Origin of the sequence: uncultured Eubacterium sp., assembly GCF_937958975.1 — a bacterium.
Taxonomy (GTDB): domain Bacteria; phylum Bacillota; class Clostridia; order Lachnospirales; family Lachnospiraceae; genus Eubacterium_G.
The window spans coordinates 1-26,885 of record NZ_CALGRE010000053.1; the positions used below are offsets into that span (position 1 = coordinate 1).

The following is a 26,885-nucleotide window of genomic DNA, read 5'->3' on the forward strand; positions in this document are numbered from 1 at the left end:
CGGCTCTACAAAATAGTAAAGCCTTAATATAAAGGAGGAATATAAATGAAAAAGGGAGTTTTAAAGAAAGTTATAAGACTTCCCATACAGGATAAAGATTGTTTTCCACTCCAGCCCTTACCTGTTTCCTGATTCCATGCAGAACCCGGACCTAAATCAATTTCTGTCGTCATTCCTTTTTGCTCAATCTGACCATCCGCTTCATTTCCAGTAGCGAATACCAGTTCTGATAACTGTGTCATACTGATTCCGCCTTTATTGGCAGTGATGTAGAGTCTATACTGGCTAAACTCTCTCGGATTGCTGATTTGATACTGCTTCTTCTGATATCTGGAATCAAATGTCTCATTTGTTCTTGAATCAATATCTGTCCATCCGTCACTATCAGAGTTTCTTCCCTGTAAAACCCAGTTTTTCGGATCTCTGTTCTGCTCATCATTTGCCGATGCAATGTAGTAATATTTTACTGCCTTTTTTGTTCCATTTTTCAATTTTGCAATAATTTCAACCGGGCTTTTTGTTGTAAGATACTTTGTTGCCGTATTTCCATCAAAAAGATTTCTCATAACTTCACTGCTGTTATAAGAAGCGCTTCCCGACAAATTCGATTTATCTACCAGATAAGATAAATCTCCTTTGATATCCGATTTCATAGAACCGGAAACATTTTTACTTCCTTTTGTGTCTAGTGTGCCTGTCTTAAAACCATCCGAATTTTCAAATGATGTTGACCACAACACATCCTCCTTATAATTGGCATCAATTACTTTCGCCGACACATCTGTACTGTGAACAGATATTCCCATCGGAAAAGCCATTGTTAGTGCCAATACAAGAGATAAAATTTTCCTTCCTTTCAAGATTTTTTCCTCCTTATTTTTTAGTGTGCCACAATGTTACTCCAGTTATAATCTACCTCCTTAAACTCACTATCTACTATTTTTAAAATATCATTATATAAATATAAATGTCCTGCAAATGTAGACATTGCTTTATCATTATACAACGATTTAGCCACCTTAAATATAGAATATTTATAAACTTTACTGTAAACATAACTTCCATCTGCCAGCTTTGCATATGCTCTCACCAAATACTCCTGATTGTATGCATCTTTGGTGGTTCCGTTATTCGTCATTGTCAAAACATAATTGGTTGCTGTCGGAGATGAAGAATAGTTTTCTTCGATTATCCCCTGTTTTGTCGCTGCATGATATTTCACGTTTACATTTTCGCTTCCTATTAACAAATCATTCACAGATATATTGCTTGTCAATAATCCATAAACGTTTCCAAATTCTACAACCTTTTTGCCGTCTATCTCAGATTCAACCGATGAAACTGTACGAATCCCTTTCAGAATATGGCTAACCTGAAATCCCTGAACATCCAATTTATCAGAAACAGTAACTCTTTGATTTTCGATTAATTCTATTTCTGATAACTGCATAATACTTCCACTGGCTGTCTCAAAGAACTGCATCGCAAAATACTGATATTTTGCCGGATTTTTTGTTTTAAATATAGTAGCTTTTTTATTTTCAGCCGGAAGTTTTCCATCTGATACCGCGTCAATCGTTGTCCAATTTTTACCATCCATAGAACCCTTTAAAATCCACTTTACAGGATTCCTTCCCGGATTTGCCTGTGTATCATTTCCTGTATACAAAACATATTCATCAATGATTACCGGCTCCTTCATCTTCCATTTAATATGTGCCGGTATCGTCTCTGTGCAAAATTTTGTACCCGTATTACCATCAAATACACAGTATGCATTTTCTGTCCTGATAGCATTGCCGGCATGCTTAGCAGTGACCGGAGAACCATTCACCGAAACTGTTATCACCTTGTCTCTTAAATTTTGTCCCTTTGAAATATCATCATTTGTCCCAATTACTGCTGACTTTCCGCTAACTTCATTTATGCTTGAAGATGGAATGTTAAAATCAATTCCTAATGACTTACGATAATTGTCATAAGTTTTCATTTCCACACCACTGCCGGACATCGTCAATTTGTAAGTATAGTCACCTGAAAATATTGCTGTTGATGCTCCTGCATCTAAAATATCCTGCAATTTTTGTTTATTTCCGCTATTTAATCCTGCATTTTCTTCTGAATTTGGACATATCGCATATTTCGCCGCAATTGCTTTATATAACGATGTCAGCCGATTGTACCCATGATGTGCCACTTGAACCATATCACTCTTTAATGTTGTGGTATACATATTTTCCAACTGATTACTCTTCGTAATATCGCCCAACAGCATCAATGACTTTCCATCGATTGTTATCTTTAAAACTGTAGATGCTGTATTCATATCTCCACCGAGAGTTGTCTTTCCATCTGCTCCAACCCAGTCTTCATGAGTGCACAAGGTATCAAACTGAACTCCCTGCATTATAAACTGCTGTCCCGTATGCAGGGAAACGTGTTTTACATTTGGAAAATATTTATTTATAGTATCTTTCATCTTAAAGGTTCCGCCATCATATCCTCCCACGACACCATAGCCCGGGAAATTAAATAGTACACTATCTATTTGTAAACTATCATGATATGCACTGACAAATTGATGTGCCCCAAACACATGGTCACCATGTGCATGGGAAAAGAACCACCCTCTAATTTTTACTTTTTCATTCTCAGATGTATTCGTAATCTTTCTCATGAATGCAAGCTGTGCTTCCATTGCCTCTTTTGACGACTGTCTTTCGTGACCACTGTCAATCAAAAACAGACTATTGTCTGCCAACTTAATCATAAACATCATACCACAATCTATCTGCCAATAATCCGTAACACTCGTTGTGGATTCTCCCTTTGTATAATCAATGCTATACATATACAATTCTGTATTTCCACTCCCTGTTGCCTTTGAGCTGATATTCGACAATAGTACATTAGAAGAATTATCCTCTATGATTCTTGTTTCCTTTTTACTTTCCGTATAGTAAATGTAATAAATTTTTTCGCTTTTTGTCAGCGTATAATGTATATTATTTTCTAAAATTGTCTTAGACTGCTTTTCAAATCCTCTGCAAATCAGTTTATCTACATACTTTTCAAAAGATTCCTTACTTGTAGAACTAACAACAACCATCTTTGCATCTTCTGATGTTGTTCCATTCTGGTCACTTGCCATTCCGGGACCACAATTATAAGTATTTGCTGACACCGTACCGTCAATATATTTTGGCATATCACTCAATGGCAGCGATACACTGTCATTATCTGAGATGTTGGTGTTAGAAACTGCATTTTCCTCAAAATATAGTACAGGATATCCTCCCTCTTTATTTTGTCTGTAGGCGCTTGCTCCTTGTGTCGTATCTGTTATCTTTGTGTACAAATCACTTGCACTGCCAAAAGAGGCGCCTGCACTGCCTGCTTTTGCATTACTGTTTAACTCTGTTTCGTATTCACTTCTTCCTGATATATAAAAGTTTTTAAATGTACCATGCTCCGGGTTTCTCACCACACATATTTCAGCCTCAAGTGGATTGCTGCTGGCATTATAACAATAGATTACTGAAAGTTTATTGGAAGATGACAAATTCGCATATCCAAAAATACCAAAATAATTTCCATAACCGCTTCTTGCCACTGTGTTTCCCGCATCTGAATATTCAATCACATTTCCCGTGTTGTAACAGTAGTCAATCTTTCCACTCTTAATATATCCGATAATTCCGGCAGCTCTCTCTCCTTCTATTTTATATCCGGTTATATTGCCTTTGTTGGCACAATAGGTAATGTTTGCATAAGTCGAATTTTCATTAACCGATGTCTGCCCTACAATACCACCGATGTTGTTTTTTCCACCAATAACAGTAATTGTACCATTATTTATAGTTCTGGTTATTTCTGCACCACATTTTGCCGCAATCAAACCTACAATACCGCCTGTCGAACCTGATGTGCCATTATTCACATCATTTTCTCCATTCGCTGCCGACACTGCATTTACAGTCAATGAACCGTGATTCATCACATACTCAATTACACTTACCTGATTCTGATTTCTTACTGCTCCGACAACACCACCTACATTCAATACCCCTGTATCTGTTGTTGCAGTAATATTTACATTACTGGTACAATGCGAAATGGTACCTCCCGCAAGAACTGCTGTTATGCCTCCCACATATCCGCTATATTCCTTAGCGGTCACTGTTCCGGTCACTGTAAGATTTGATATTTTTCCGGTTACATATCCAAACAAACCTACACTGTAAATACCACTGGAAGAATTTATGCTGTTAATTTCTAATTTAATAGTATGTCCATTCCCGTTAAAATCTCCTGTGTAGGGTTTTGTCTCTGTTCCTATCCCTGTCCAGTTTTTTTCCTGTGACAAATCAATATCATTCATCAATACATAGTCTTTGTCCGGATTCTCTCTTGCCCACAATAATTCATTTACATTTGAAAGTTGATATACACCATTTTTTAATGTAGGCTCCATTGTTTTTACTGTAATTGTATCCGCTCCGGCAACAGAAATCTGAGGAATCCATACCAATCCTGAGACCATCTGAAATGTCAATGCAACGGATAATGCAATCGCAACTATCTTTCTATTCATAAAAAATTCCTCCCTGTTTTTTTACACTCCATTACTATTTTACAATAATCGTTCCCCAGTTATAATCCACCTCTTTATAATTATTATCTACAACCTTTAATATACTATTATATAGATAATTATGTCCTGCACCTGTATTCATCATCGTATTCTCATACAAATCTTTTGCCACTTTATATATAGAATATCTGGCGGCTTTGCTATAAACATAACTTCCATCTGATAATTTGGCATATCCTCTTATCATATAATCCTGAGTTAATGCGGCGCTTGTATATCCATTTTCAATCATTGTCATGACATAATTCGTAGCTGTAGATGAACTTGAAAACTGTTCTTTTATAATGCCTGCATTTGTAGCCTGAACCGACTTCACATAAATATTATCCGAACCAATGTACATATCATCCGCTGAAACGCCATCACGCTCAACGGCATAGATATTTCCAAATTCCACGACATTTTTTCCGTCAACTGTTTTCTCAACCGATGATACCGTTCTAAGACCACCCAATACATGACTTATCTGAAATCCTTCTATACTGATTTTATCTGAAACAGTAATGTGTTCCACTTTTGACGTCGTTACCTCTTCCTGTCTTTTCGATGTCGTTTCTTCCTGTTCGATTATTACTTTTTCAGATACTCCCGCGCTTTCTTTTCCGGCAAGAATTGCCTTTACCATAATCGTATGTTCTCCTGCTTTATCAATCTCGCAGGTCAATGCCTGCGCCATATCATATGTTCCATACAAGTTATTATCAATATATACATTGTATTTTTGTCCGGAAGCAATCTGCTCCGTTGATTGTCCCCATGCAAATGACACTTTATTTCCCTCAATGTTCTGAATTACAAATCCAATTACTTCTGTCGGTATATTTGCCGTATTCTGTGTTGTCGGTTCCACTGTAGTAGGCGCCTGCGTTGTTGGTTCCTGTGTCGGCTGAATCGTAGGTGCCTGCGTTGTCATCTGCTCTGAAACACTATTAAAGTTAAAACATTCCCACGCACCACCAATATTATCACTTACTGCTTTTAACTGCCCTTTATTTGCCGTATCGTCAAAATCTGCCTTTACATATTTTCCATTTGCTATAGAACGAAGTGCATACTGATTTCCTGTAATATGTACCGGTTCAAATTGTTCCCACATACTAATGACGGAACTTCTCGGCAATAACTGATTATTTTCATCAATTACCGCACAGACATATTTTCCATTGGCTTTCGATTTCAGAGAAATCGTTCCGTTTCCATTATTAATTACCTCCAATACATCTGCTATCCCTGCATAAGAAGTTTTATTTGCAATCAGAGGACTATTTCCACTATCTGCTGCGGTCACTATATTGTCTGTGCATTCAAGATAATAATTTCCCTCATTCATACATTCTGCTTCCCAGCTAGAGATTACACCCGATGTATAATTTTTAAAAACATTGACAAGTCCCGAATTAAGATATCCCGAACCTACATTAGACCACTTTGATAAAATTGTATCGTAAGAATCACTCTCAACATTAACGCTGGAAACCGACTGATTTACGAGTCCCCAATTGCCATATTCCGATACGCATTTATATGACCAGCTTGTCCAATTTAAACCATTATCATTTAATAATTGTAATCCAGCTGCCCACGCACTCGTATTGTTAAAATAGGAAAACTCTCCCATATAACTTGGCACGTTGTAATTTGCACTGTTAATGTTATTTATTTTCTTCTGCATATTCGCAATTTGTTGTCCGCCTGCATTATCATAATCATCATATAAATAGTTATGATACTCATACATTATATTTTCCCAGCCATATGTACTTGGATTCGGCAAATCGTAAGGTTCCCATGTCGCCTCCATAATAATCACATGATTTGAATCCTTCGCCCTAATTCTCTTGTACGCATTATTATAGATATTCCAAAGCCATGAATGTAACTGGTCATCAGAGTATCCGGAACTATATCTGTATTCATTATATGGTTCGTTTAATAAATCATAGCCTGCCACAACAGGATTTCCATTAAAATGTTCTGCTATCTTTTCCCACATCTGATAATATTTTTCCTGATTAGATGCAGCATTGCTGCCAAAGAAAAACTCCGAAGCTCCCTGTTTATTATTTCCCCCATCAATACCGGAGTGGTCGCTTCCATTCTGGGAACCGTATGCTCCATGCATGTCAATAATAACATACATTCCTCTTTTTCCCGCCTGCTCAACAAACCAGTCAACACGTTCAAAAGCATTACTGTACCAATTATTATTTTCATCTACAAAATTTCTGTACCACAAAGGAAGTCTGATACAGTTAATACCAAGACTGGCACATGTGTTAAAATCTGCCTCTGTCCAATAATTTCTCTCATAAGTATCAATCAGAGTTCTGGCTGCACTACTTCCGAATCTGTTTGTTAATGTATTAATAATATCCATCTGGTCTGACACATTGGTTGTATAGCTGGTTGGTGTCATCCAAAATTCCTGCAGCATATATCCACCGGCATTCGTCCCTCTAAGATACACAGTATCTCCCTGACCATAGTTATTTTTGAGTACCTTTCCGTTCGCTTTTAAAAAGTCTTTATACTTTATTACATTGGTATTTGCGGCTGTTACCTCCTCAGTTTTTAGCACTGCAATATTTGTAGCTGTTACCGCTACCACCATTATGTAAACGACCACCTTTTTAATTATATTCGACATTTGTACCTCCTCGTCGTGAACAAATTATTATGCCTTTTTTCATCCGCCCATTTTTACACATAATTTCTCTTTTTATTATAAGCTAAGGAAGCACTATTATAAAGTTTGTTTTTTTTAGACAAGTTTCATTTTTTTATATTTATTAAATAAATAAAAAATGTTAACCACTAATTTTTCTTTCTAAAATTTTCTCCAGCTTAATAAAATCACAACAACGCTTTTTCAAATTACTATTTGCCTTTCCCTCAGTAATCATCCAATATAATTTATTTGCTTTTTTTATTATTTTTTGCTGATTTTCTCTGCACCACTTTAATTGTTTTGTACACATTTTTTTATAATATACAATAGGTATTAAATCATCTCTTTTTATTTTTAAATCCATAACATGTGCATATCTTTCGTCAATTGGTATCATATTGTTAAAATTTAAAACCCCTACCATTCTTTCGCCATCATATATTTTCATAAAATCTACATCATTTTTCATAGTTTCATGTTTCTTTTTAGGTGAACTTAATGGTATACAATATTTTTTATCTTTGCATATAATAATTATTCCAACAAAAGGCCTCCTGTCTTTCTCACTTTGAGGTGATACCGACAGTACATTATCATCCTTCTTTGCTAAATCTCTTACATATTTTATATCAACGATGTACAAATTAAGCCTTTCTTGTTTCATTTCCATACTCCTTTATATAAATAAGGCCACACTTGTGTGCAGCCTCTAAATAATCTTTTATAAAATAGATTCCACTTACGGTAGGACTCTCCGCTTTTATAGATTCCACTTACGGTAGGACTCTCCGCTTTTATAGATTCCACTTATGGTAGGACTCTCCACTTTTTATGAAAATTTGAATTTTCATATATAATAAATCAGTTTATTTATTATATATTGAGTATATATATTATATCAAAATCTGTCAAGTTTTTATCTTTTATTTTTATTCTTCATTTTTCTTTATTAATATGCTATAATGACGGTTGACTATGTTTTCAGGACGTTCCTGTCAAAACATAAAAGAGATTAAGTATTTTAAGAACATTTTAGGAGGAATATAAATGTACAAGATTGTGAAAAAACAGCAATTAAATGACACTGTTGTACGTCTTGATGTTGAAGCGCCGTTTATTGCTGCTAAAGCAAAAGCCGGTCAGTTTATCATTTTCCGTATAGACGAACAAGGCGAACGTGTACCACTTACAATTGCTGATACCAATCCTGATAAGGGTACTGTAACTATTATTTTTCAGATTGTCGGTCAGTCTACAATGCTTCTTTCACAGATGAAGGAAGGTGATTACATTTTAGATTTTGTCGGTCCGCTAGGTGCGGCAACCGAATTTGGAGATGCAAAAAAAGTCTGCGTTATCGGAGGCGGTGTCGGAAATGCGATTGCATATCCATCTGCAAAAGCTTTGTTTCAGGCAGGTGTGGATGTAGATGTTATTGCCGGATTTAGAGATAAAGATATCGTTATATTAGAAGACGAATACAAATCCATCTGTAACCGACTTTTCATCACAACCGATGACGGTTCATACGGTGAAAAAGGATTGGTAACAGACAAACTGCAGAGCCTTATTGACGAAGGAAATAATTACGACCTTGTCATTGCTATCGGACCTATCCCAATGATGAAATTCGTGTCAAAGGTTACCGAGCCTTACAATATAAAAACTCTTGTTTCATTAAATCCTATCATGATTGACGGAACCGGTATGTGTGGCGGCTGTCGTGTCACTGTTGGCGGCGAAATTAAATTTGCATGCGTAGACGGTCCTGATTTTGACGGACATAAAGTTGACTATGACGAATTAATGAAACGTAATTCAACTTACCGGGATTTTGAAGCACACGACAGAGATAACTGCCGTATGTTCAAAGCAGCTGACAAAATAGGAGGTACAAAATAATGCCAAATATGAGTTTAACAAAGGTGCCAATGCCTTCTCAGGAACCAAATATAAGAAATAAAAACTTTGATGAAGTTGCGCTTGGCTACACAGCTGAGATGGCTATAGAGGAAGCTACAAGATGTATCAATTGTAAAAATAAGCCATGTATGAGCGGCTGTCCTGTATGCGTAAGAATACCTGAGTTTATTGAAAAAGTTGCTGCCGGCGAATTTGAAGAAGCATATAAAATTATTACAAGTACAAATGGTCTTCCTGCTGTTTGTGGACGTGTCTGCCCACAGGAAAATCAATGTGAGGGAAAATGTATCAGAGGAATTAAGGGTGAGCCTGTTTCTATCGGTCGTCTTGAACGCTTTGTCGCTGACTACCATATGGCTCATAGCAATGACGATATAGAAAAGCCTGAAAGTAATGGTATTAAAGTGGCTGTTATTGGTGCAGGTCCTGCCGGTCTTACATGCGCAGGCGACCTTGCAAAGCTTGGATATGAGGTTACTATTTTTGAAGCCTTTCATAAAGCCGGCGGTGTTTTGGTATATGGTATTCCTGAATTTAGACTTCCAAAAGCAATTGTCCAAAAAGAAGTAGATAATTTAACGAAATTAGGTGTTAAGATTGAAACCAACATGGTTATCGGTCGTATCCTTTCTGTTGATGAGATTATGGAAATGGGCTTTAAAGCTGTATTTATCGGCTCAGGTGCAGGTCTTCCATCATTTATGGGAATTGAAGGCGAAGCATTAATCGGCGTGTACTCAGCTAATGAATATCTGACGAGAGCTAATCTGATGAAAGCATATTTAAATGATTATGACACACCTGTTATTAAGAGCAAAAATGTAGCTGTTGTAGGCGGTGGAAACGTAGCAATGGATGCAGCGAGAACTGCTCTCAGACTTGGCGCTGAAAATGTATATATTGTTTATCGTCGAGGTATGGAAGAACTTCCTGCCAGAAAAGAAGAAGTAGAACATGCAGAAGAAGAAGGAATTATCTTTAAGACATTACACAATCCTGTAAAACTTATCGGTGACGAGGAAGGTCGTGTCTGCAAAATGGAATGCATTAAAATGGAACTTGGCGAAGCAGATGCTTCCGGTCGTAGACGTCCGGTCGCAATTGAAGGAAGTAACTTTGAAATCGATGTTGACACTGTAATTATGTCGATTGGAACATCTCCAAACCCACTTCTTAGAACTACTACTGAAGGACTGGAAGCTAATAAATGGGGATGCCTTGTAGTTAATGAAGATACTTTAGAAACTACAAGGGAAAATGTTTACGCCGGTGGCGATGCCGTAACCGGTGCAGCTACGGTAATTCTGGCAATGGGCGCCGGAAAACAGGCAGCTGAAAACATCCACAAAAGATTATCTGAAACAAAATAATTTTATCTTTATATAAAAAGCCGGATTGTGAATCCAAACGTTTCACAATCCGGCTTTTATTATCTTATAATTTTGACTTTCTTAGCATTACTCCATTTTCCATAGCTTTTCTTTTTATTTACTACTCTTATGGCTCTCGCTTTCACATAAAGTTTCTTTCTTCTTTTTATTTTTTTTGATTTTACAGTAAATTTTACTTTTTTTACCGTTTTTTTCACGAGAATTTTCTTAAACTTCTTTGAATTAGAAATTTTAATTTGATATCTATTTGCCTTTGCAATCTTTTTCAAAGAAATTTTTATGCTCACTGAAGTTTTCTTCTTTACCGCCTTCTTTACTTTTGTTTTACAAATTTGTGGCGATGCCGCTTTCGTAGTTTCCTTATCTCTCCCAGGCTTAGTTGTAACTTCTTCTGTCGTTGGCTGACCTGTCGGTCTTGGAGTGGAAGTTTCAACTGTCGGTGTCTCGTCCACGCTGACATCATCCGTTCCATATATCGCTATATCATAAATCGAATAACCATAGTTGGTTGTTCTTGCAGTCCCGACAATTCTCACATATCTGGCGGCTGTCATTTGATTTAAAGTAATGGTATCACATCTGTTCTGATATTTTCCCATTTCTTCTGCTTCAGCTACCGTTACATACTCTTTTCCATCTGTCGAAACTTGTATATGATAATTCTTAGCACTGGCATCTTCCCACAAAATATTGAACTGCTTTATATTTTTTACTCTACCCAAATCAATTGTGAATGTCTGTGGGTCTATACCATGAATCGATTCCCAGCGACTCATAATGTCATTATCAATTGCATTTTTTGCAAAACCATTTCCCTGTTCCGATGTTGCCGAAACAGAAACTTCCGGCGACATTAAATAGTCCTCACAGGTTACACCTTTTATCGTAATTTCATCCGATAATAATGTTGTTCTCTTTACATCTGATATTTTATAATTTGGCACAGGAATAGGTGTAGGAGCATAACCTTCCGGATTTCCCAATTGTACATAAGTCTGTCCCAAATCTGTAAGTTTCCCTGTAGAATTTGTCCAAAGTGCAGAAGCACCATTATTACCATCTGTTGTATCAAAGGAAAACCATGAATATCTCTCAACATAGTCTCTTTCATTTAGACCTTTAATCACTGTTTCCAGAAATTCATTTACAGACTCCCTTGCCCATTTATTATTATATCCCCAACCACTCACCGCAAATTCGGTAATCCAGATTGGTTTGTGATACATCTTATATGTCGCATCCACAACTTCTGTTAAAAATGTATTTGCACCTGCCGCACCTCCGTATGTTTCATAATAACAATGAAGCGGAATAAAATCTATTGTACTATGGTCGATAGAATCCATAAATGTTCTAAGCCATGTTCCATTTCCCCATGATGGGCTAAATGCCGGTGCCGGAGAACCAAGATGATAGTCATATCCTAAAAACTTATTCCAATGACTAATCGCTGTATTCACATCAATATTACTTCCGCCAACATTTCCTCCCATATCCGGCTCATTATAAGCTAAAAGATATTTGTAACCAAGCCCTGCAACTCTGGATATACTACTTTCTGCGCCAAGCCCCCATATCATAGGAACAAACTCTATATTCTTATATGTTCGATATGAAAATGGGTCGGTTCCCCAGCTATAATACCATCCCATGTTCATACTTACAGGATTAAGATTTCTTCCCATCTCGTTGTTTACACACAAGCCTTTTTTAGTTACACCAAACGAAACCTTATCCGTTCTTAGCAGGGAACCATCTGTATGTTTAGATTCCACATATACATCATACATTTTTACTTTTGTAGTATAAAATTCATATGAAGTCCCCTCTGTAGTTCCTACTAATTTTCCATCGATATAAACATCGTAAGATTTCACGTCTGATGAAATGTCTGCTGACCATTTAATATCAAAATGTCCCGCTCCCAACAACGAATTTTCCATCGGACTTATAATTTCAAATTGTGCCGCTCCATAAACGTTCGCATTATGCTCTATTACCGGAACAACAGCTATAAGCATAATGAGCGATAAAATAATCGCCCAATTTTTTTTGATGTGTTTCATAACATCCTCCTTAAAAATTGTGATTATCTTACCCTTCAATCTTCCCTAATTTAGTTATAAACAAAAAACGTTTTTAAAACAATTATCAACTTGAATAAAAAAATGTAGCATTCTTTGTGAGATTTGCCAATTTATTTTGAAATGATGCTATTCCAATTATAATCAACCTCTTCATATGTTGGATTTACTACTTTTAAAATATTGCTATATAAATACTGATGAGAAGTATAATTATTCATTCTATTATTTTGATATAAAGTAGAACTGATACCATAAATAGAATAACTATATATTTTACTATACCTGTACGTTCCGTCCTCTAATAATGCATATGCTCTTACCTTATATTTTGAAGTATACTCAGGTTCATTAAATGCAGTAAACATAGTCGTCCTAACAAAACATATCTGTGAGTCTTTATTTTCCATTACCGGATTTAATGTTCCAATTGATGTAGAACCATATGATTTTACATATATATTATCGCTGCCAACGAACATTTCTGTATCACTTATATGAAAATCTGTACCATTTGCAGAGGATATGGCATATACAAAGCCCCATTCTTTAACTTTTTTAGTATCAATTTCCGGCTCAACAGCACCTATAACACGACTTCCCTGCAATACTGTGCTTATCTGATAACCTTCTATTGTGACCTTATCACTTATAGGAATTTCTTTTGTTTTATCTATTCCATAAACTGCAATATCCCGAATCGAATATCCATAACTTGTATTTCTCTTGACTCCATTTACTCTAATATATCTTGCATTTACTGTATTACTCAATATGATATCGTCATTTTTATAGTCATAGGAAATTCCATCCTCCTCTCCAGCAATGCTGTAAAATTCCTGTCCATCCTGGGATACTTCTACATAATATTCCCTAGCTCCTGCTGCTTCCCATATAATACTTACTTGTTTTATATCGATGCTTTTTCCTAAATCCAATATAAGATTTGAGGGATCCGTATTCCACTTACTCTCCCATCTGGTCGATATATCATCATCTATCGCTTTTATAGCAGAATTATCACTATTATAATCCGATGTGGAAACTACTTTCGTATTTTTAACATCAATAAAATCTCTATACTCCTGCCCATCGATACATATCGTATTGTCCAACAAAGTCTTTCTTGTAGTTGATGACATAGCAAATATCTGACCGGACTTTGGCTGATTTATATATCCTTCAGGATTTCCCAATTCCACATACAGTCTTCCTAATTCCGTTAAATCTCCCGTTTCATAATTATATAATGAAGCAATTCCGTTATTCCGGTCTGTTGTATTAAAGGAGAACCACGCAAACCTCTCAACATACTCTCTCTCATTTAGTCCTTTGACAGCCTCTTCCATAAATTCTTTTACCGAATCAATATGTGCAGAATCATCATAAGCCCATCCGTCCACTGCAAACTCCGTAATCCATATTGGCTTGTGATACATTTCGTATGTCTTATCTACAACTTCTCTCAGAAATGTCTGTGCTGCTTCTTTTCCTGTATACTGTGAGTAATAGCAATGAAGTGCAATAAAATCAACCGTACTCTGGTCTATTCCATTCATAAAGGTTCGAAACCATACCCCATTATCCCAAGATGGACTAAGTGCCGGTGCTGGTGAACCCAAATAATAATCATTTCCAATAAATTTAAACCAATTAGATATTGCCGTGTTCACATCAATTTTACTTCCCCCGACATCTCCCCCCATATCCGGCTCATTATATGCCAACATATGTTTATAACCTGCACTTACAACGTAGCTGATATCTCCCTCGCTGGCTCTTCCCCATATCATAGGAACATACTCTGTATTTTCAAACGCATTATAATTGTGAGGATGTGATGCCCAATTGTAATACCAGCCAATATTCATCTCTTCCGGTTCTAAATACTTTGCCATCTCCTCATTAGCACATAGTCCCTTTTTCGTTACGCCAAATGAAACTGTATCTGTTGTAGAAATAGTATTATCTATAAACTCTGCCGTAACATATATTTCATACATCTTTACATTTGTTGTATAATATTCATATTTTGTTTCATTCGTAGTAGCTACCTGTTTTCCATCTACAAAAATTTTGTAACTTTTTACTGCCTTTCCTGTGGGTTTTGTCCATTTAATATCAAAATGTCCTGCTCCGATTAAACCATTATTTATCGGACTTACTATCTTGAACTCTTCCGTTGATGCCATTGTTTCAGTAATATTTTTTCCTGACAACACTGTAACCATCATTAGCATACACAACGCAAAACTCATTATTTTTTTAACTCTCATATATACTCCTTCCTTTGTAAGTTAACGTTAACATTTTATGTTTTAATTGTATCATGTTAAATATAAATTCCTAATATGCACTAAAAAATAAACACCATTTCTAAAAAATCCACCTATTTTATTATCTTAATTCAATTAGTTCAAAATTTTTTTATTAATGCCAATATTTAGATTAAAAATAAATTAATTATTTTGAATAAATTTAGAAATAATAAAATAAGTATTGACAAAAAATAAATAAACGGTATAATGATAACAGTTACTATTATTGTTTTGGAGGGAATATGACCAAGCGAAGCCTACAAAGAGAATTAATTAGAGAAAACTTAATTGGTCGCTATGACCACCCTACTGCTGATATGGTATATCAAAGTATACGCCAACAGCTTCCTACCATTAGTCTGGGAACTGTGTATAGAAATCTTCGATTTCTAGTCGAGCAGGGTGAGGCCATATCTCTTAAATTAGGTGATGGCCGCGAACATTTTGATGGTCATATCGAGCCTCATTATCACTTTATTTGCAATGAATGTGCATCCGTCGAGGATATCTTTATGAAAGATTTTCCTATTTGTGACGAAGCAAAAAAACATTACAATGGTGAAATTTTAGGTCATTGTACTTATTTTTATGGCCTATGTAATAAATGTAAGCAAAAACATTAATGGTAAAACCATTTATATTAATAATTATTTCAAATTTAGGAGGAATTTAAAATGGCAAAATTTGTATGTTCAGTATGTGGATATGTTCATGAAGGAGATTCAGCACCAGAAAAATGCCCAGTTTGTGGTGTACCGGCTGAAAAATTTAATAAGGTTGAAGAAGGCGAAAAAGCTTGGGCTGCAGAGCATGTTGTTGGTGTAGCACAGGGAGTTAGTGAAGACATTATCAAGGATTTAAGAGCAAATTTTGAAGGCGAATGTTCAGAAGTTGGTATGTATCTTGCAATGGCTAGAGTTGCTCATAGAGAAGGATATCCTGAAATCGGTCTTTACTGGGAGAAGGCTGCTTATGAGGAAGCTGAACATGCTGCTAAATTTGCAGAGTTACTTGGTGAAGTTGTGACAGACAGCACAAAGAAGAATCTTGAAATGAGAGTTGAAGCTGAAAACGGTGCAACAGCAGGTAAATTTGACCTTGCTAAGAGAGCAAAAGCTGCAAACCTTGACGCAATCCATGATACAGTACATGAGATGGCTAGAGATGAGGCAAGACACGGCAAGGCATTTGAAGGATTACTTAAGAGATACTTTGGATAATTACGAGCAACGTTAAAATAATAGACTCACACCGAGGGAGTTTACTCACTAAGGTGTGAGTTTTGTTATTTTAATGTTGTGACAATCTCCAGCGAGAAGCACCGAAGTGGATTCGAGCTGGAGGTTGCTCGTGATTATAAGTCATAACGCCTTTAAAGGGAATTAAAGAATTATCAAGAGGATGGATATTTTATCTGTCCTCTTTTTTGTTGCTTATTTCTTCTAAAAAAGTGGAAAAAATTGTGTACTTTTTATTTTTACAAATTCATTTTTCTTTAAATGTGTACTTTCTAAAAGTGTACTTTTTCCCCCATTATTTTAATACATTATCTTGCTACATTCAACTAATAATTATCAATATCTTTTATCAACTCTGTATGTTTTACAATAACTTATCCCAACTGTTTACAACTTCTACTATTTTTTTATATCGTAAGGACAAGTTTATATAACCTGCTGCTTATCAATTTCAAATTACTCTGAAAGGAGCTATTTGAAATTAGTATCAAAAGCAACAAGAAATAAATTAGAAAAATGTTGGAACAATCAGTGTGCTATCTGCGGCGGCAATGACTATTTAGAAGTTCATCATCTAATCGCAAAATCAGCAGGCGGTACAGATGATTATGACAATCTTATTCTGCTCTTGTGCCTGCTGTCACGCAACAGTCCACAATAAAGCCTATAATCCCGACAAATACCACCAAAACACATCTATTGACTATGAATCCGCAAAGCCTATTTTAAAGCAATATTTTTCTAATGAGATAGGGGCAAGAGAAACAAAAGAAAATTTAAATTTATCACAGAAAACCCACTTGTCAGAAAGTTCTGTTTTCAAGAGATATAAAACAGAACATAACATTGAAAAATTTTACAACAACGTGGATTTAGTAAACAGTATGAAGAGAAAAAATGTATAAGTTATTTATCAACTTTATTATCGGGATTCCGCCAACAGAAAGAATTGATTTTCTTTCAAAAATTTACTATGGCAATATAAGATTCTTTGATTCTATATACCAATCGCAGCAATTTTATTTTGATAAAAAATTATTATAAAATATATATAGGAAGTGAAAAAATAAATAGATACAATAAATATTCCTATATGGAAAAACAAGAGAATCCAACCGATATATATCACATATATAGAAACAAAAGAAAAGAATCTCTTGCCCAGTTAAATTTACAAGCTGCTACAAATAATATAGAAAAGGCGGCGGCAGCCGCTTTAAAGCGTGAAATAATCACATTAGCAAAAGATAAGAATGGAATTTCTATTTTTTAGGAATCCCATTTTTTCATTATAAATCACTAAATTTAAAAGGAGAAAAACATGATAGAAAATGAATTAGAATTTTTAGAAGAATGGTTTTTATTAGAAAAATATAAATTTAAGGTTTTAACAATTATTACTGCATTGTCAGATAATAAGCGAGCATTTAGGGGAACTTTAAACGATTTATGTAACGAATTATCTATTTCTACTTGTTCAAAAAACAAAGACAAACTCAAAAACTCTCTTACTTTTCTTGAGCAGAACGACTATATCAAAGTTATTAATGATAAAGATATTTACACTATTTCTCTTGCTCATGCAGCAGAGAAAAGCAAGAAATTAATACCTATATATCTTCAAGAATTATTCCTTGAACGAACAGACGATAAGCATTTTTTAAGAATGCCCGAAATATTATCATACTTGGAAACAAAAAATATTTACGCAGACAGACGTACAATCTACGCTGCCATTTCCCTGCTGCGGCAGGCAGGTTTTGATATTGAGGGAATCAAAGAAAAAGGCGGTTATAAATACCATTTAATAGGCAGAAAGTTTGATACAAACGGATTAAAATTCCTTATTGATTCTGTAGCAGTTTCAAAATTTCTGACGGAAAAGAAATCAAAAGAACTGATTGACAAAATCAAATCTTTCGGAAGTATTTATGACAGTAAAATATTAAACAGAAATATTTTAATCGGCGAGCGTATCAAGAGTATGCGTGATAACGTATTAACCAACATAGATAACATACATCTTGCAACAAGCGGCAACCATCAAATCATATTCAAATATTTAAGATGGACTACCAAAAGAACACTCGAATCCTCTGACAAAGAAAAAATGTACTGTGTCAGTCCTTATGCAGTATGCCTTAATGACAATAATTATTACATGATTGCTTTTGATAATCTCACAAAAACACTACGTCATTACCGAGTGGATAAAATGAAATCCATACGTTTATTAGATGAGCCAAGAGCGGGATTGGAAACATACAAAAATTTTGATATTGCTGACTACTCCAAAAAGACTTTTGGAATGTTCGGCGGCAGGGAGCAGACCATATCCGTACAATGTAAAAATTCTTTGGTGGGTGTATTTATTGACCGCTTTGGCGATTCCGTAAGCATAAGACCTAACTATGAAAATCCCGACTATTGCATTTGCAAAATGACAGTCAATGTAAGCCCTCAATTTTACGGTTGGATATTTGCTTTAAGTGCAGAAGTCACAATCGTATCTCCGCAAAGTGCAATAGATGAATTTAGGGAAATGGCAAAAACGATATTCCAAAATTACAACCGTAATTAACCGATAATTTTCGATTTTTTCCGTAATTTTATTTTCCCTCAAAAAAATCTCTGATTTTTTAATGATTGACTTATTGAGGGGGATTTGCTAATATAAAGATAGAAAAAGGTGCTACCGATAGACGGTTAGTCCAAGAATTAGTTAGATTTTAAAAAAGTAACCTTTCCTTGGTCGGGGCGGTTACTTTTTTAGTGTCTTGATATACTCTATTAAAATTGCAACTATGATTGAAATAACCATAAATACAATAGAAAGGATTTCAAAATCGCTCATTAAGTCAAGCCCTCCTTTCCCAGATTTCCCTTTTCAGAGATTTCTATGTAATCAGAGGGTTCAGTCCCTCTGCCAGAGGACTAACCGCCTACCGTTTCTTGGTAGCACCCAAAACAAGTCTACCAAATCGGGCAACAAATAACAATACAATTTTCTACAAAATTTGAAAGATTTTTTAAAGAGAATTTTGATTACCGATAACCAAAATCTTAAAGACTAAAGATAGCATATTACCGCTAAAGATATTAAAGATAATTATCGCTTTTCAAATCAGAAACACTCTTTGAGATTTTATTGACCTGCTATAACGGAAACGGTACTTTTGTTTTTGCTCATTCCCGAAATATAGCCTCCCCCCTTTTCACAATTTCCCGCTGCCGCCGCTTTTTTAAGCAGCAGGCAGCTTTGGAGCAGTTTCTACAATCATTTCTGCATGCCTTGGATAATTTTCTAAAAACCAATCCCTTACTGCTACATATTTTTTTCAACTATTGCCATTATACATGTCTTGGAAGTAATCAACAGTATCTTCAAATGTAACTCTATTACTTGAATCCATGACCTTTATAAAATTTCTCATATGGGCATATGTAAGACCTTTACTTTTATGACTTTCTTTATTACTTCTAATACTCCTGCGTATAATTTTCATACTAGGATTCCTTTTCTCGCATCTCTTAACTCATTTCATTATATTCTTCCGTTTCAACAACTGGCACTGCGTCTAAAAATTTTTGGAAAACTGATGCTATTCATCCGTCTGAAAACAGTTAAAGCGGAAATGACAAGCTGTTTCGCAATAAAAGATACATTCATTGTATGCCCAAAAAAATTTAATCTGACTGTTATGCTGCAATGTTTAAAGAGATAATCATAAACTTTGTCTGTAACTGCACAACAATTTAGACAGAAATGGTGTATTGCTCCAGTTTAAAGTAAATATGTATCTCTTCACTGTCAGATTATATATTTTTTATAATTAAGTCTTGTATTTTCAGAATATTTAAGATAAATCCTTATTAGGCATAGGTAAGCTTCTTTTTCTTGTTTTGTAGTGATTCAACTATAAACGAAAGGGACTCCTGTGCTTACTTTTTATACAAAAATGAAGAAACTCTAAACTTTACTCCCAAGTAAAGTTTAGAGTTTCTTCATACGACGACAGCTGTCCAATGAGATAATGTGAAATCCAATCGAACTTACGCATGACTTCTTTCAATTTTTTATATTGCTTTTTCGATTTTTATTTTGTCAATACTATAATAATTTTTGAAAATCTATAATTCTAATGTCAATCCGTATATCTTGAATATAATGTTGTGAATCCTAAATCATATGCACTGACACCAACAGAATATTTACCCATGATATAATCAAAATCAAGTAAGCCTATTGCAATATCTGACGTGGCATCTTCACATATTGCTATAATATCATCCACCATATCTGTTTCAAAGAAATCAACTGCCTTATTTTGATGAATCAATTTTTTATACACAATTCCCTGTCCATAATTATTGAATGAATCACTATACCACACCTTACACGTAGAATCATTTAGATTAACAATATCAAACGTAGTCATCCATTCTTGCAACCAATAAGTATCTTCAGTTAAAACATTAATTCTAATAATATCCTGTGCCGGAAAATATTCAACACTTGTATAATACTCCAACTGCGGCATATTATCAGACACTGTCGCTCTGCTGAGATAATAATATGTACCAGACTGATTACTTGAAATTTTTCCATATGTAATACATGCTTTTTTTATCTTTTCTTTTACCGTGATGACTCTATTATTATTTTTCTTCTTCACAGTAATTTTACACTTGTATTTTTTCTTACCTACTTTTGCAGTAATGGTTACTTTACCTGCTTTTTTACCTTTTACTTTTCCTTTACTAGTTACAGTTGCAACTTTTCTGTTGGAAGAACTCCATTTTATTTTTTTCCTGTTATTCTTTAGTTTTAAAGTAACTGTCTTCCCTACATAAATTGTTGCTTTTGTCTTATTCAATCTTACCTTTCTTGCAGCACTTACATTGATTGTTGGAATCATTGACATTGCTAAAACTAATGTAAGCATAATCGCTAATGATTTTTTTATTTTGCTCATAATATTTTTCCTCCCCAAAAATCTGTTTTTTTAAATTATAGCCCATATATGGGCAATTGTCAATTATTGGGCAATCTTCTACCATTGCTTTATAAAGGTCAATTAATAGGTGGTGTATATTTGTATGATTACATTTGAACGTCTTTGGGAAACAATGAAAAAACGTGAGATTTCTCAATACAAATTGATAAAGGAATATAAAATTAGCACAGGACAATTAGACAGATTACGCAAGAACGGAAACGTTAATACCTATACATTAAACCAACTCTGTAAAATACTAGATTGCAAACTTGAAGATATTGCAGAGTACATTGAGGATTAAATAAAAAAAGGAAAATTATTAAACAAATTGCTTAATAATTTTCCTTTTGTTTCACTCAATTATACACTTTTCAAATGCTCTGAAAGTTGGTCAATTCCCTACTTTAAAATTCCAATATGAATCTTTCTAATTTCTCACTTTTATATAATAACCACTTCTCCCATTATATTGTAACTTTATTCTGTTTCTCCCTATCTTTTGTAAAAATACATTTTTTCCATACCCAACTCTAGTCATATGAAAGCCTTTATCATTCTCAATTCTTATAAAACTATCCTGATACCATTTATACTTATCAGCAAATACATAAAATGAAATATATGTTTGATTTGCTTTTTGGTTTAACACAAATTTAACTAATTTATATCCTTTATAACTCTCTCCATTCGTTAATCTATACTCTCCCGCTATATCCAATATTTTTTCTGATTTTCTATTGTTTTTACCGGAATTACAAAAACTGCTTATTCTATCTAATAATTCATTCATTTTCTGACTGCCGATACACATTGCAATACCCGTATATTTTCCAAATTTTAAAATATACTTATCAAAGGTATCTTCTATTTGTTGAAATTCATTATGTATTTTTTGCTCAAAAAGATTTTCTTCTCTCAAATAACTTTTTGTAGAAATAACGATACCATTTAATATAATTCCGATTACTAACATGAGTATTATTGTACAAACAATTATAATTGCAATATTTTTTCCCTTATGAATTGAGGAATCCTCTGTAAGCATTTTTGTTGACTCTACTCCCTGTTCATATTTTGTCATATGTATTCTCCTTAATATTACATCTATTTATGAACCGAAGTGGTTGGTATTCTATTTTTTTAACCGATATTTTACCTGAACTTTCTGACTGTTATGTTTCATATTCTTTCACTTCTAATCAATAATATTATTGTACTCTGCTTTTCATAACATTAACCGATTTTGGTTAATATTATTGTATACCATATTCGGTTAATATTCAAGAGAAAGGAAGTGATTTCTATCTATGATTATCTATGAAAGATTATGGGAAACAATGAAATCTAAAGGCATAACTCAGTATGCATTAATAAAACGCTTTCATATCAGTCCTGCCCAAATCACAAGACTGAAAAGAAATGAAAGCGTGAGCACACATACCATAGATACATTTTGCCAGATACTTGATTGTAATGTAGAAGATATTATGGAATATAAAAAGGAATCAAATAAATTAACCTAGTAACAGCTTAATAAAAATGAGCAGCAGTCTACTTTTATAAACTGCTGCTCATTTATTTTTATCATATATTTATCATCAGATACATCACTACCAAAACAATTGCCTCTATCACAATTGCACCGATTGTATTTCCAACCTTTTTTGCAAAAAACATAATCCCAATAGAAAACAATACCAATAAAGCCAAAACGACAATTCCTATTAGTATCACTGCTCCTCCAATAGGTATTAAGGACGACACACTTTCAAATCCTTTTATATTACATAAAGATGCAGACCACATATCTGTACCATAAAATTTATTTGAAATGTATAAATTCCTCAAAACAAAACATAAAAATACAATTATTGTATTTACAACTCCAATGGTCATTTTGCTTAAAGTAACATTTTTGCGTCCTTTCGTAGTCGCACAAATTAATTTCTCCATTCCCCTTTCCTTATCCAGCGTAAAAACTGTAGACTGGATTATAATTAGTACAAGTACCATTAAAAATATCCAATTCATATACCAATTATCCATTTTTCCAATCAGCTTCTTATATCCATCCTCATAGACAAATTTTGCGTTTGGATGAGAATTTACATACTCATATCGCTCATACACCCTCTGAAACGCTGAATATAAAGAAAGTTTTCCCTCTAAACTTAACTTGACGTCTTCATACTGTTCTTCACCAAGCTTTCCCTGTTCATATTGTTTTTCCAGCTGTTCTAACTGTTTGAATATGTCGTCATAATATTTTTTCTTTTCTAAAATACTCTCTCTCTTTTTATCTGTAAGCTCACCCTCCAAATCCTGCATTTGCAGTTTATAACTCATCTGATTAGGTGTCAAATAGCACTTTGTATTTCTTCCACTTATCATCATTACTGATGCAAAAATTACGATTACCAATGCACATCCGCTTATAAAATATATTTTATATGCCTCATACTCAAACAGCCTATTATAAATACGCTTTCTTTTTGGTATAAAATTCCAATTTATCTTTCGCTTTACAGAATATTGTGGAACTTTTTTTAATCGCTTAAATAATATAATATTTCCCAGCACAAATACAAAAACTAAGAAAAATAAAATAGTCAAAGTAAGACTTATTGCAGATACGGGGCTGTCTTTCAAATTCAGTAATACATAATCCCCCAATATGTTTTCAAATTTAATATTACTCCATATATTAAGGAAGTGAATTATATTGTATTTTCCAACTGTAGAAAAATAAAAATATATTACAATATTTATCAGCACCAAAATTGTTCCCACCGAAAAAGGTATCATGTAATTTGCAGATATCAAACTAACAAAAAGAATTAACAACTCTATGACAAAATATACAATACATTTTATCAAAAAAGATATTAAGAAAAACTCCCATATACGCAAATGGTATGGACATGAAATAAACTGTGGGACCGATTGTATGGTTGCATTCAAACCACTCATTCCATAATTTACGCCGACATATATTACCGTTATTCCATACATTATCAAAGCCACACCGAATGTACTAATAAATACAGCCACAATTTTAGATATCATACATGTTTCCCGTCCCTTTGGCGTTGCCCTAATAATTGAAAATAAATTTTTCTTTTTTTCTTCAAAAATTAAATACATTGAAATAATAAATAATATCAATAAAATTAGTATATCCGGCATGTCATTAGATGTGAGTGCCTCTACCCACTTATAAGAATAAAAGTCTGTTTCTATACCGTATAACTTTTTATATTTTTGTGCAGTTTTTCTTATAACTTTTTCAGAAAAACTATCTTTGTTTTCACTGTTTGAAAATATTGAAATACCAAGCTTCTCTTCTTCCTCCTCCAATATTTCATCTAAATAACCGCCATAATCCTTTGTCTGAGAATACTTTTCGTATATCTCTTTTGCAAATTCTTGTTCTTCTAAAATATTGTTTGTATATAGTTTATAGTTTTTATCCTTCCATTTCGTGAGATACTTTCCATATTCATCGGCATTTTCTTTTATTATCTGCTCTGCCATCTTATTACTAAATTCATTATTTGATGCCTGATAATTCTGTATCTCCTCAATCATAGATAATCCCATAACATCTTTATAATAATTTTCGATAAAATCTGCCTTTTCTTTTTTCTCTGCAAGCTCAACATCAAACTTTTTATATGCACTCGGAGAAATTAGGCTGTCATCAGATAACTCTTCCTGTTCTCCCTGGCTATACATATTTCCTATTTTCTGACCAAACTGCATATATCCCAAGTTTATACTAATCCCAATTACAATAATAATCCAAAAAGTCTTTCCTCTCCATATCTTTGCCAATTCTGATTTTATCATTCTAGTCATGCACTACCTCGTTTATCTCATCACCAAAAATACTCATATATACCTGTTCTAAATCCCCATCTTCCAAATACTTATGGACTAACGCATTTGGACTGTCCATTGCCACAAGGTTACCCTGTTTTAATATGATAATCGACTTTGCAATACTTTCAATATCAGATACCACATGGGTTGCTACAAGTATAATTTTATTTTCAGAGATTTCTTTTAATGTCTCCCTTACTCTCACCCTTTCTTTTGGGTCAAGACCCGCCGTTGGCTCATCTAAGATTAATAACTCCGGCTCACCCATGAACGCCTGTGCTATTAACAGTCTTTGTTTCATTCCTCCTGAATAATTTTTAATTTTATCATCCAGCCTATCCGTCAGATTTACCTTTTTTGCAACACTTTCAATCTCATCATACATCTGATTTGACGGAAGCGCCTTTAACGCTCCCATATACCCCAAAAATTTTCTTCCTGTAAAATTATCATATAAGCCCTGTTGCTGTGGCGCATATCCTAAAATTTGTCTATATTGCCTATTCTTTTTAAAAATGGATTTGCCATTCCACAAGACCTCACCATTATCCGGAAGTAAATTATCAGTTATAATATTCATCAACGTTGATTTTCCTGCTCCATTCGGTCCTAATAAGCCATAAATTCCCGGTTCCATCTTTATATTAATATTATTTAATGCCTGCTTCTTTCCATAGCTTTTATTGACTTCTCTAATCTCTAACATGACAAATACACACAATTTCCTTTCTCTATTATTTTTTCATTCCAATCATTTTTACCTTCTTAAAATTTGCTTTGTTATTGATATAGTTATCTTTTGAAATCATACTATATTCCTGCTCTCCGATTACTTCCTGATTAATATCCATCCATGCAACATATTCATTTACATTTTTATAATCACTTAACACGAATAAACTATCTTTATTTTGAGCAATAATTTCTATCGGTGCTTTTTCACTGTTCTTTAACTCTCCCTTAATTGTTTTTCCGGATTCTGTGTTTACAAGATAATAATCCCAGCTCTTTTCATCACGACCATATGAATCATACGCTATACAATAAAGTATGTCCTTACCACTCTTATCCTGTATAATATTGTCTATAGACAACGGGATATCTGTCTTAATTTTTTCAGATTTATTAGCTACAAAGTCAATCACATCAACCTTCTTCTCTTTTTCATTTGAAATATATAATTTGCTTCCACTAACCATTTCTCTATGGCAATACTTTTCCTTTAATACTTTTAACTCGACCTCTTTCCCACTATCAATATTTACACTTTTCAGACGGTATTTTGCTTTTTTATATAAACTATCATCCTTTTGCTTATCTTCTGTTGTAACCGTCCGACCAAAATCCATTGTTCCAATTACAATATTTCTCTCATTACCTCCTAATATAGAGGAATCATTGTCTAAATCTATTACTTTCTCTATTTTTTTATTTTGTAAATCAATTTTAACCAGCTCTCTATCGCATCCTGTTGCATATGTGTTTGAGTCTTTCGTTTCATATTTTACTTTTTTCTGAATCCCATAAATATTCTTTCCGTCACCTAAAAACGTTGACTCCAAAACAATTCCACTCTCAAGTTCCATAATCTTTTCCCGCTCTGTACCATCTAACTTCATACGATATATTGTCGGAACAAATACATCCTGTTTCGGTTCATCCTCAGAGTTTTCACCCAGATCGGAAGAGCACACGTCAGAACTCCAGTCACATACGCAGATCTCGTA

The 26,885-nt window shown here is 34.1% G+C and carries 20 protein-coding genes; 9 read left to right on the top strand and 11 right to left on the bottom strand.

Annotated features, from left to right (window positions below):
• Positions 1–23: 23 nt before the first annotated feature.
• The 4 genes from Q5O86_RS09795 to Q5O86_RS09810 all read right to left on the bottom strand — a co-directional run bounded on the left by Q5O86_RS09795 (position 24) and on the right by Q5O86_RS09810 (position 7,986).
• Entirely contained in the window at positions 24–860 is an 837-nt protein-coding gene (locus tag Q5O86_RS09795; protein ID WP_302626966.1) for a hypothetical protein, read from the bottom strand.
• 20 nt (positions 861–880) lie between these two features.
• Positions 881–4,594 carry a discoidin domain-containing protein gene (locus tag Q5O86_RS09800; RefSeq protein ID WP_302626967.1) on the bottom strand — a complete coding sequence of 1,238 codons (3,714 nt, stop codon included), beginning with the start codon at positions 4,592–4,594 and terminating at the stop codon, positions 881–883.
• 34 nt (positions 4,595–4,628) lie between these two features.
• Positions 4,629–7,301, bottom strand: a complete 2,673-nt coding sequence (locus tag Q5O86_RS09805) for a cellulase family glycosylhydrolase (protein ID WP_302626968.1) — start codon at positions 7,299–7,301, stop codon at positions 4,629–4,631.
• 160 nt (positions 7,302–7,461) lie between these two features.
• Positions 7,462–7,986, bottom strand: a complete 525-nt coding sequence (locus tag Q5O86_RS09810) for a type III toxin-antitoxin system ToxN/AbiQ family toxin (RefSeq protein WP_302626969.1) — start codon at positions 7,984–7,986, stop codon at positions 7,462–7,464.
• A gap of 383 nt (positions 7,987–8,369) precedes the next feature.
• On the opposite strand from Q5O86_RS09810, the gene Q5O86_RS09815 reads away from it, so the two are divergent.
• Both Q5O86_RS09815 and gltA read left to right on the top strand, forming a co-directional pair.
• On the top strand, positions 8,370–9,224 hold the full coding sequence (locus Q5O86_RS09815) for a sulfide/dihydroorotate dehydrogenase-like FAD/NAD-binding protein (RefSeq protein ID WP_302626970.1): 855 nt from the start codon (positions 8,370–8,372) through the stop codon (positions 9,222–9,224).
• Entirely contained in the window at positions 9,224–10,615 is a 1,392-nt protein-coding gene (gltA, locus tag Q5O86_RS09820) for an NADPH-dependent glutamate synthase (RefSeq protein WP_302626971.1), read from the top strand. Before Q5O86_RS09815 ends, gltA begins: the two co-directional genes overlap by 1 nt.
• 59 nt (positions 10,616–10,674) lie before the next feature.
• On the opposite strand, the gene Q5O86_RS09825 is transcribed toward gltA, so the two are convergent.
• Positions 10,675–12,702, bottom strand: a complete 2,028-nt coding sequence (locus tag Q5O86_RS09825; RefSeq protein ID WP_302626972.1) for a glycosyl hydrolase — start codon at positions 12,700–12,702, stop codon at positions 10,675–10,677.
• 131 nt (positions 12,703–12,833) lie between these two features.
• The gene (locus Q5O86_RS09830) at positions 12,834–14,996 is read right to left on the bottom strand and encodes a glycosyl hydrolase (protein WP_302626973.1); all 2,163 of its coding nucleotides are present in this window, start codon (positions 14,994–14,996) and stop codon (positions 12,834–12,836) included.
• Between the two features lie 284 nt (positions 14,997–15,280).
• Between Q5O86_RS09830 and Q5O86_RS09835 the strand changes: the two genes are divergently transcribed.
• The 5 genes from Q5O86_RS09835 (at position 15,281) to Q5O86_RS09855 (ending at position 18,857) form a co-directional block, all read left to right on the top strand.
• Positions 15,281–15,661: a transcriptional repressor gene (locus Q5O86_RS09835; protein WP_302626974.1), complete on the top strand. Its 381-nt coding sequence runs from the start codon at positions 15,281–15,283 to the stop codon at positions 15,659–15,661.
• A gap of 51 nt (positions 15,662–15,712) precedes the next feature.
• A complete protein-coding gene (locus Q5O86_RS09840; protein WP_302626975.1) occupies positions 15,713–16,258 on the top strand; it encodes an NADH peroxidase in 546 nt (181 codons plus the stop codon).
• 493 nt (positions 16,259–16,751) lie between these two features.
• On the top strand, positions 16,752–16,937 hold the full coding sequence (locus tag Q5O86_RS09845; RefSeq protein ID WP_302626976.1) for an HNH endonuclease: 186 nt from the start codon (positions 16,752–16,754) through the stop codon (positions 16,935–16,937).
• A gap of 432 nt (positions 16,938–17,369) precedes the next feature.
• Positions 17,370–17,549 carry a hypothetical protein gene (locus tag Q5O86_RS09850; protein WP_302626977.1) on the top strand — a complete coding sequence of 60 codons (180 nt, stop codon included), beginning with the start codon at positions 17,370–17,372 and terminating at the stop codon, positions 17,547–17,549.
• 48 nt (positions 17,550–17,597) lie between these two features.
• Positions 17,598–18,857, top strand: a complete 1,260-nt coding sequence (locus Q5O86_RS09855) for a YafY family protein (protein WP_302626978.1) — start codon at positions 17,598–17,600, stop codon at positions 18,855–18,857.
• Between the two features lie 757 nt (positions 18,858–19,614).
• Here the strand turns inward: Q5O86_RS09855 and Q5O86_RS09860 are convergent.
• Together Q5O86_RS09860 and Q5O86_RS09865 are read right to left on the bottom strand one after the other, a co-directional pair.
• A complete protein-coding gene (locus tag Q5O86_RS09860) occupies positions 19,615–19,782 on the bottom strand; it encodes a hypothetical protein (RefSeq protein ID WP_302626979.1) in 168 nt (55 codons plus the stop codon).
• Positions 19,783–20,421: 639 nt separating this feature from the next.
• The gene (locus Q5O86_RS09865) at positions 20,422–21,252 is read right to left on the bottom strand and encodes an Ig-like domain-containing protein (protein ID WP_302626980.1); all 831 of its coding nucleotides are present in this window, start codon (positions 21,250–21,252) and stop codon (positions 20,422–20,424) included.
• Between the two features lie 124 nt (positions 21,253–21,376).
• On the opposite strand from Q5O86_RS09865, the gene Q5O86_RS09870 reads away from it, so the two are divergent.
• Positions 21,377–21,577 carry a helix-turn-helix transcriptional regulator gene (locus tag Q5O86_RS09870; protein WP_302626981.1) on the top strand — a complete coding sequence of 67 codons (201 nt, stop codon included), beginning with the start codon at positions 21,377–21,379 and terminating at the stop codon, positions 21,575–21,577.
• Positions 21,578–21,703: 126 nt separating this feature from the next.
• Here the strand turns inward: Q5O86_RS09870 and Q5O86_RS09875 are convergent, their stop codons facing one another.
• Positions 21,704–22,357, bottom strand: a complete 654-nt coding sequence (locus tag Q5O86_RS09875; protein ID WP_302626982.1) for a hypothetical protein — start codon at positions 22,355–22,357, stop codon at positions 21,704–21,706.
• A 226-nt stretch (positions 22,358–22,583) separates the two neighbouring features.
• On the opposite strand from Q5O86_RS09875, the gene Q5O86_RS09880 reads away from it, so the two are divergent.
• The gene (locus tag Q5O86_RS09880; RefSeq protein WP_302626983.1) at positions 22,584–22,799 is read left to right on the top strand and encodes a helix-turn-helix transcriptional regulator; all 216 of its coding nucleotides are present in this window, start codon (positions 22,584–22,586) and stop codon (positions 22,797–22,799) included.
• Between the two features lie 61 nt (positions 22,800–22,860).
• Here Q5O86_RS09880 and Q5O86_RS09885 read toward each other — a convergent pair whose 3' ends face one another.
• Together Q5O86_RS09885 and Q5O86_RS09890 are read right to left on the bottom strand one after the other, a co-directional pair.
• Positions 22,861–25,134 carry an ABC transporter permease gene (locus Q5O86_RS09885; RefSeq protein ID WP_302626984.1) on the bottom strand — a complete coding sequence of 758 codons (2,274 nt, stop codon included), beginning with the start codon at positions 25,132–25,134 and terminating at the stop codon, positions 22,861–22,863.
• Positions 25,127–25,864 carry an ABC transporter ATP-binding protein gene (locus tag Q5O86_RS09890; RefSeq protein WP_302626985.1) on the bottom strand — a complete coding sequence of 246 codons (738 nt, stop codon included), beginning with the start codon at positions 25,862–25,864 and terminating at the stop codon, positions 25,127–25,129. Before Q5O86_RS09890 ends, Q5O86_RS09885 begins: the two co-directional genes overlap by 8 nt.
• Between the last annotated feature and the right edge of the window lie 1,021 nt (positions 25,865–26,885).

Excerpts from the sequence above, each read along its gene's own strand:
- gltA (WP_302626971.1), top strand. The coding sequence starts at position 9,224 with ATGCCAAATATGAGTTTAACAAAGGTGCCAATGCCTTCTCAGGAACCA.
- Q5O86_RS09840 (WP_302626975.1), top strand. The coding sequence starts at position 15,713 with ATGGCAAAATTTGTATGTTCAGTATGTGGATATGTTCATGAAGGAGAT.
- Q5O86_RS09855 (WP_302626978.1), top strand. The coding sequence starts at position 17,598 with ATGATAGAAAATGAATTAGAATTTTTAGAAGAATGGTTTTTATTAGAA.
- Q5O86_RS09850 (WP_302626977.1), top strand. The coding sequence starts at position 17,370 with ATGGAAAAACAAGAGAATCCAACCGATATATATCACATATATAGAAAC.
- Q5O86_RS09885 (WP_302626984.1), bottom strand. The coding sequence starts at position 25,134 with ATGACTAGAATGATAAAATCAGAATTGGCAAAGATATGGAGAGGAAAG.
- Q5O86_RS09815 (WP_302626970.1), top strand. The coding sequence starts at position 8,370 with ATGTACAAGATTGTGAAAAAACAGCAATTAAATGACACTGTTGTACGT.
- Q5O86_RS09875 (WP_302626982.1), bottom strand. The coding sequence starts at position 22,357 with ATGACAAAATATGAACAGGGAGTAGAGTCAACAAAAATGCTTACAGAG.
- Q5O86_RS09880 (WP_302626983.1), top strand. The coding sequence starts at position 22,584 with ATGATTATCTATGAAAGATTATGGGAAACAATGAAATCTAAAGGCATA.
- Q5O86_RS09825 (WP_302626972.1), bottom strand. The coding sequence starts at position 12,702 with ATGAAACACATCAAAAAAAATTGGGCGATTATTTTATCGCTCATTATG.
- Q5O86_RS09835 (WP_302626974.1), top strand. The coding sequence starts at position 15,281 with ATGACCAAGCGAAGCCTACAAAGAGAATTAATTAGAGAAAACTTAATT.
- Q5O86_RS09865 (WP_302626980.1), bottom strand. The coding sequence starts at position 21,252 with ATGAGCAAAATAAAAAAATCATTAGCGATTATGCTTACATTAGTTTTA.
- Q5O86_RS09800 (WP_302626967.1), bottom strand. The coding sequence starts at position 4,594 with ATGAATAGAAAGATAGTTGCGATTGCATTATCCGTTGCATTGACATTT.
- Q5O86_RS09860 (WP_302626979.1), bottom strand. The coding sequence starts at position 19,782 with ATGAAAATTATACGCAGGAGTATTAGAAGTAATAAAGAAAGTCATAAA.
- Q5O86_RS09830 (WP_302626973.1), bottom strand. The coding sequence starts at position 14,996 with ATGAGAGTTAAAAAAATAATGAGTTTTGCGTTGTGTATGCTAATGATG.
- Q5O86_RS09890 (WP_302626985.1), bottom strand. The coding sequence starts at position 25,864 with ATGTTAGAGATTAGAGAAGTCAATAAAAGCTATGGAAAGAAGCAGGCA.
- Q5O86_RS09870 (WP_302626981.1), top strand. The coding sequence starts at position 21,377 with ATGATTACATTTGAACGTCTTTGGGAAACAATGAAAAAACGTGAGATT.
- Q5O86_RS09805 (WP_302626968.1), bottom strand. The coding sequence starts at position 7,301 with ATGTCGAATATAATTAAAAAGGTGGTCGTTTACATAATGGTGGTAGCG.
- Q5O86_RS09810 (WP_302626969.1), bottom strand. The coding sequence starts at position 7,986 with ATGAAACAAGAAAGGCTTAATTTGTACATCGTTGATATAAAATATGTA.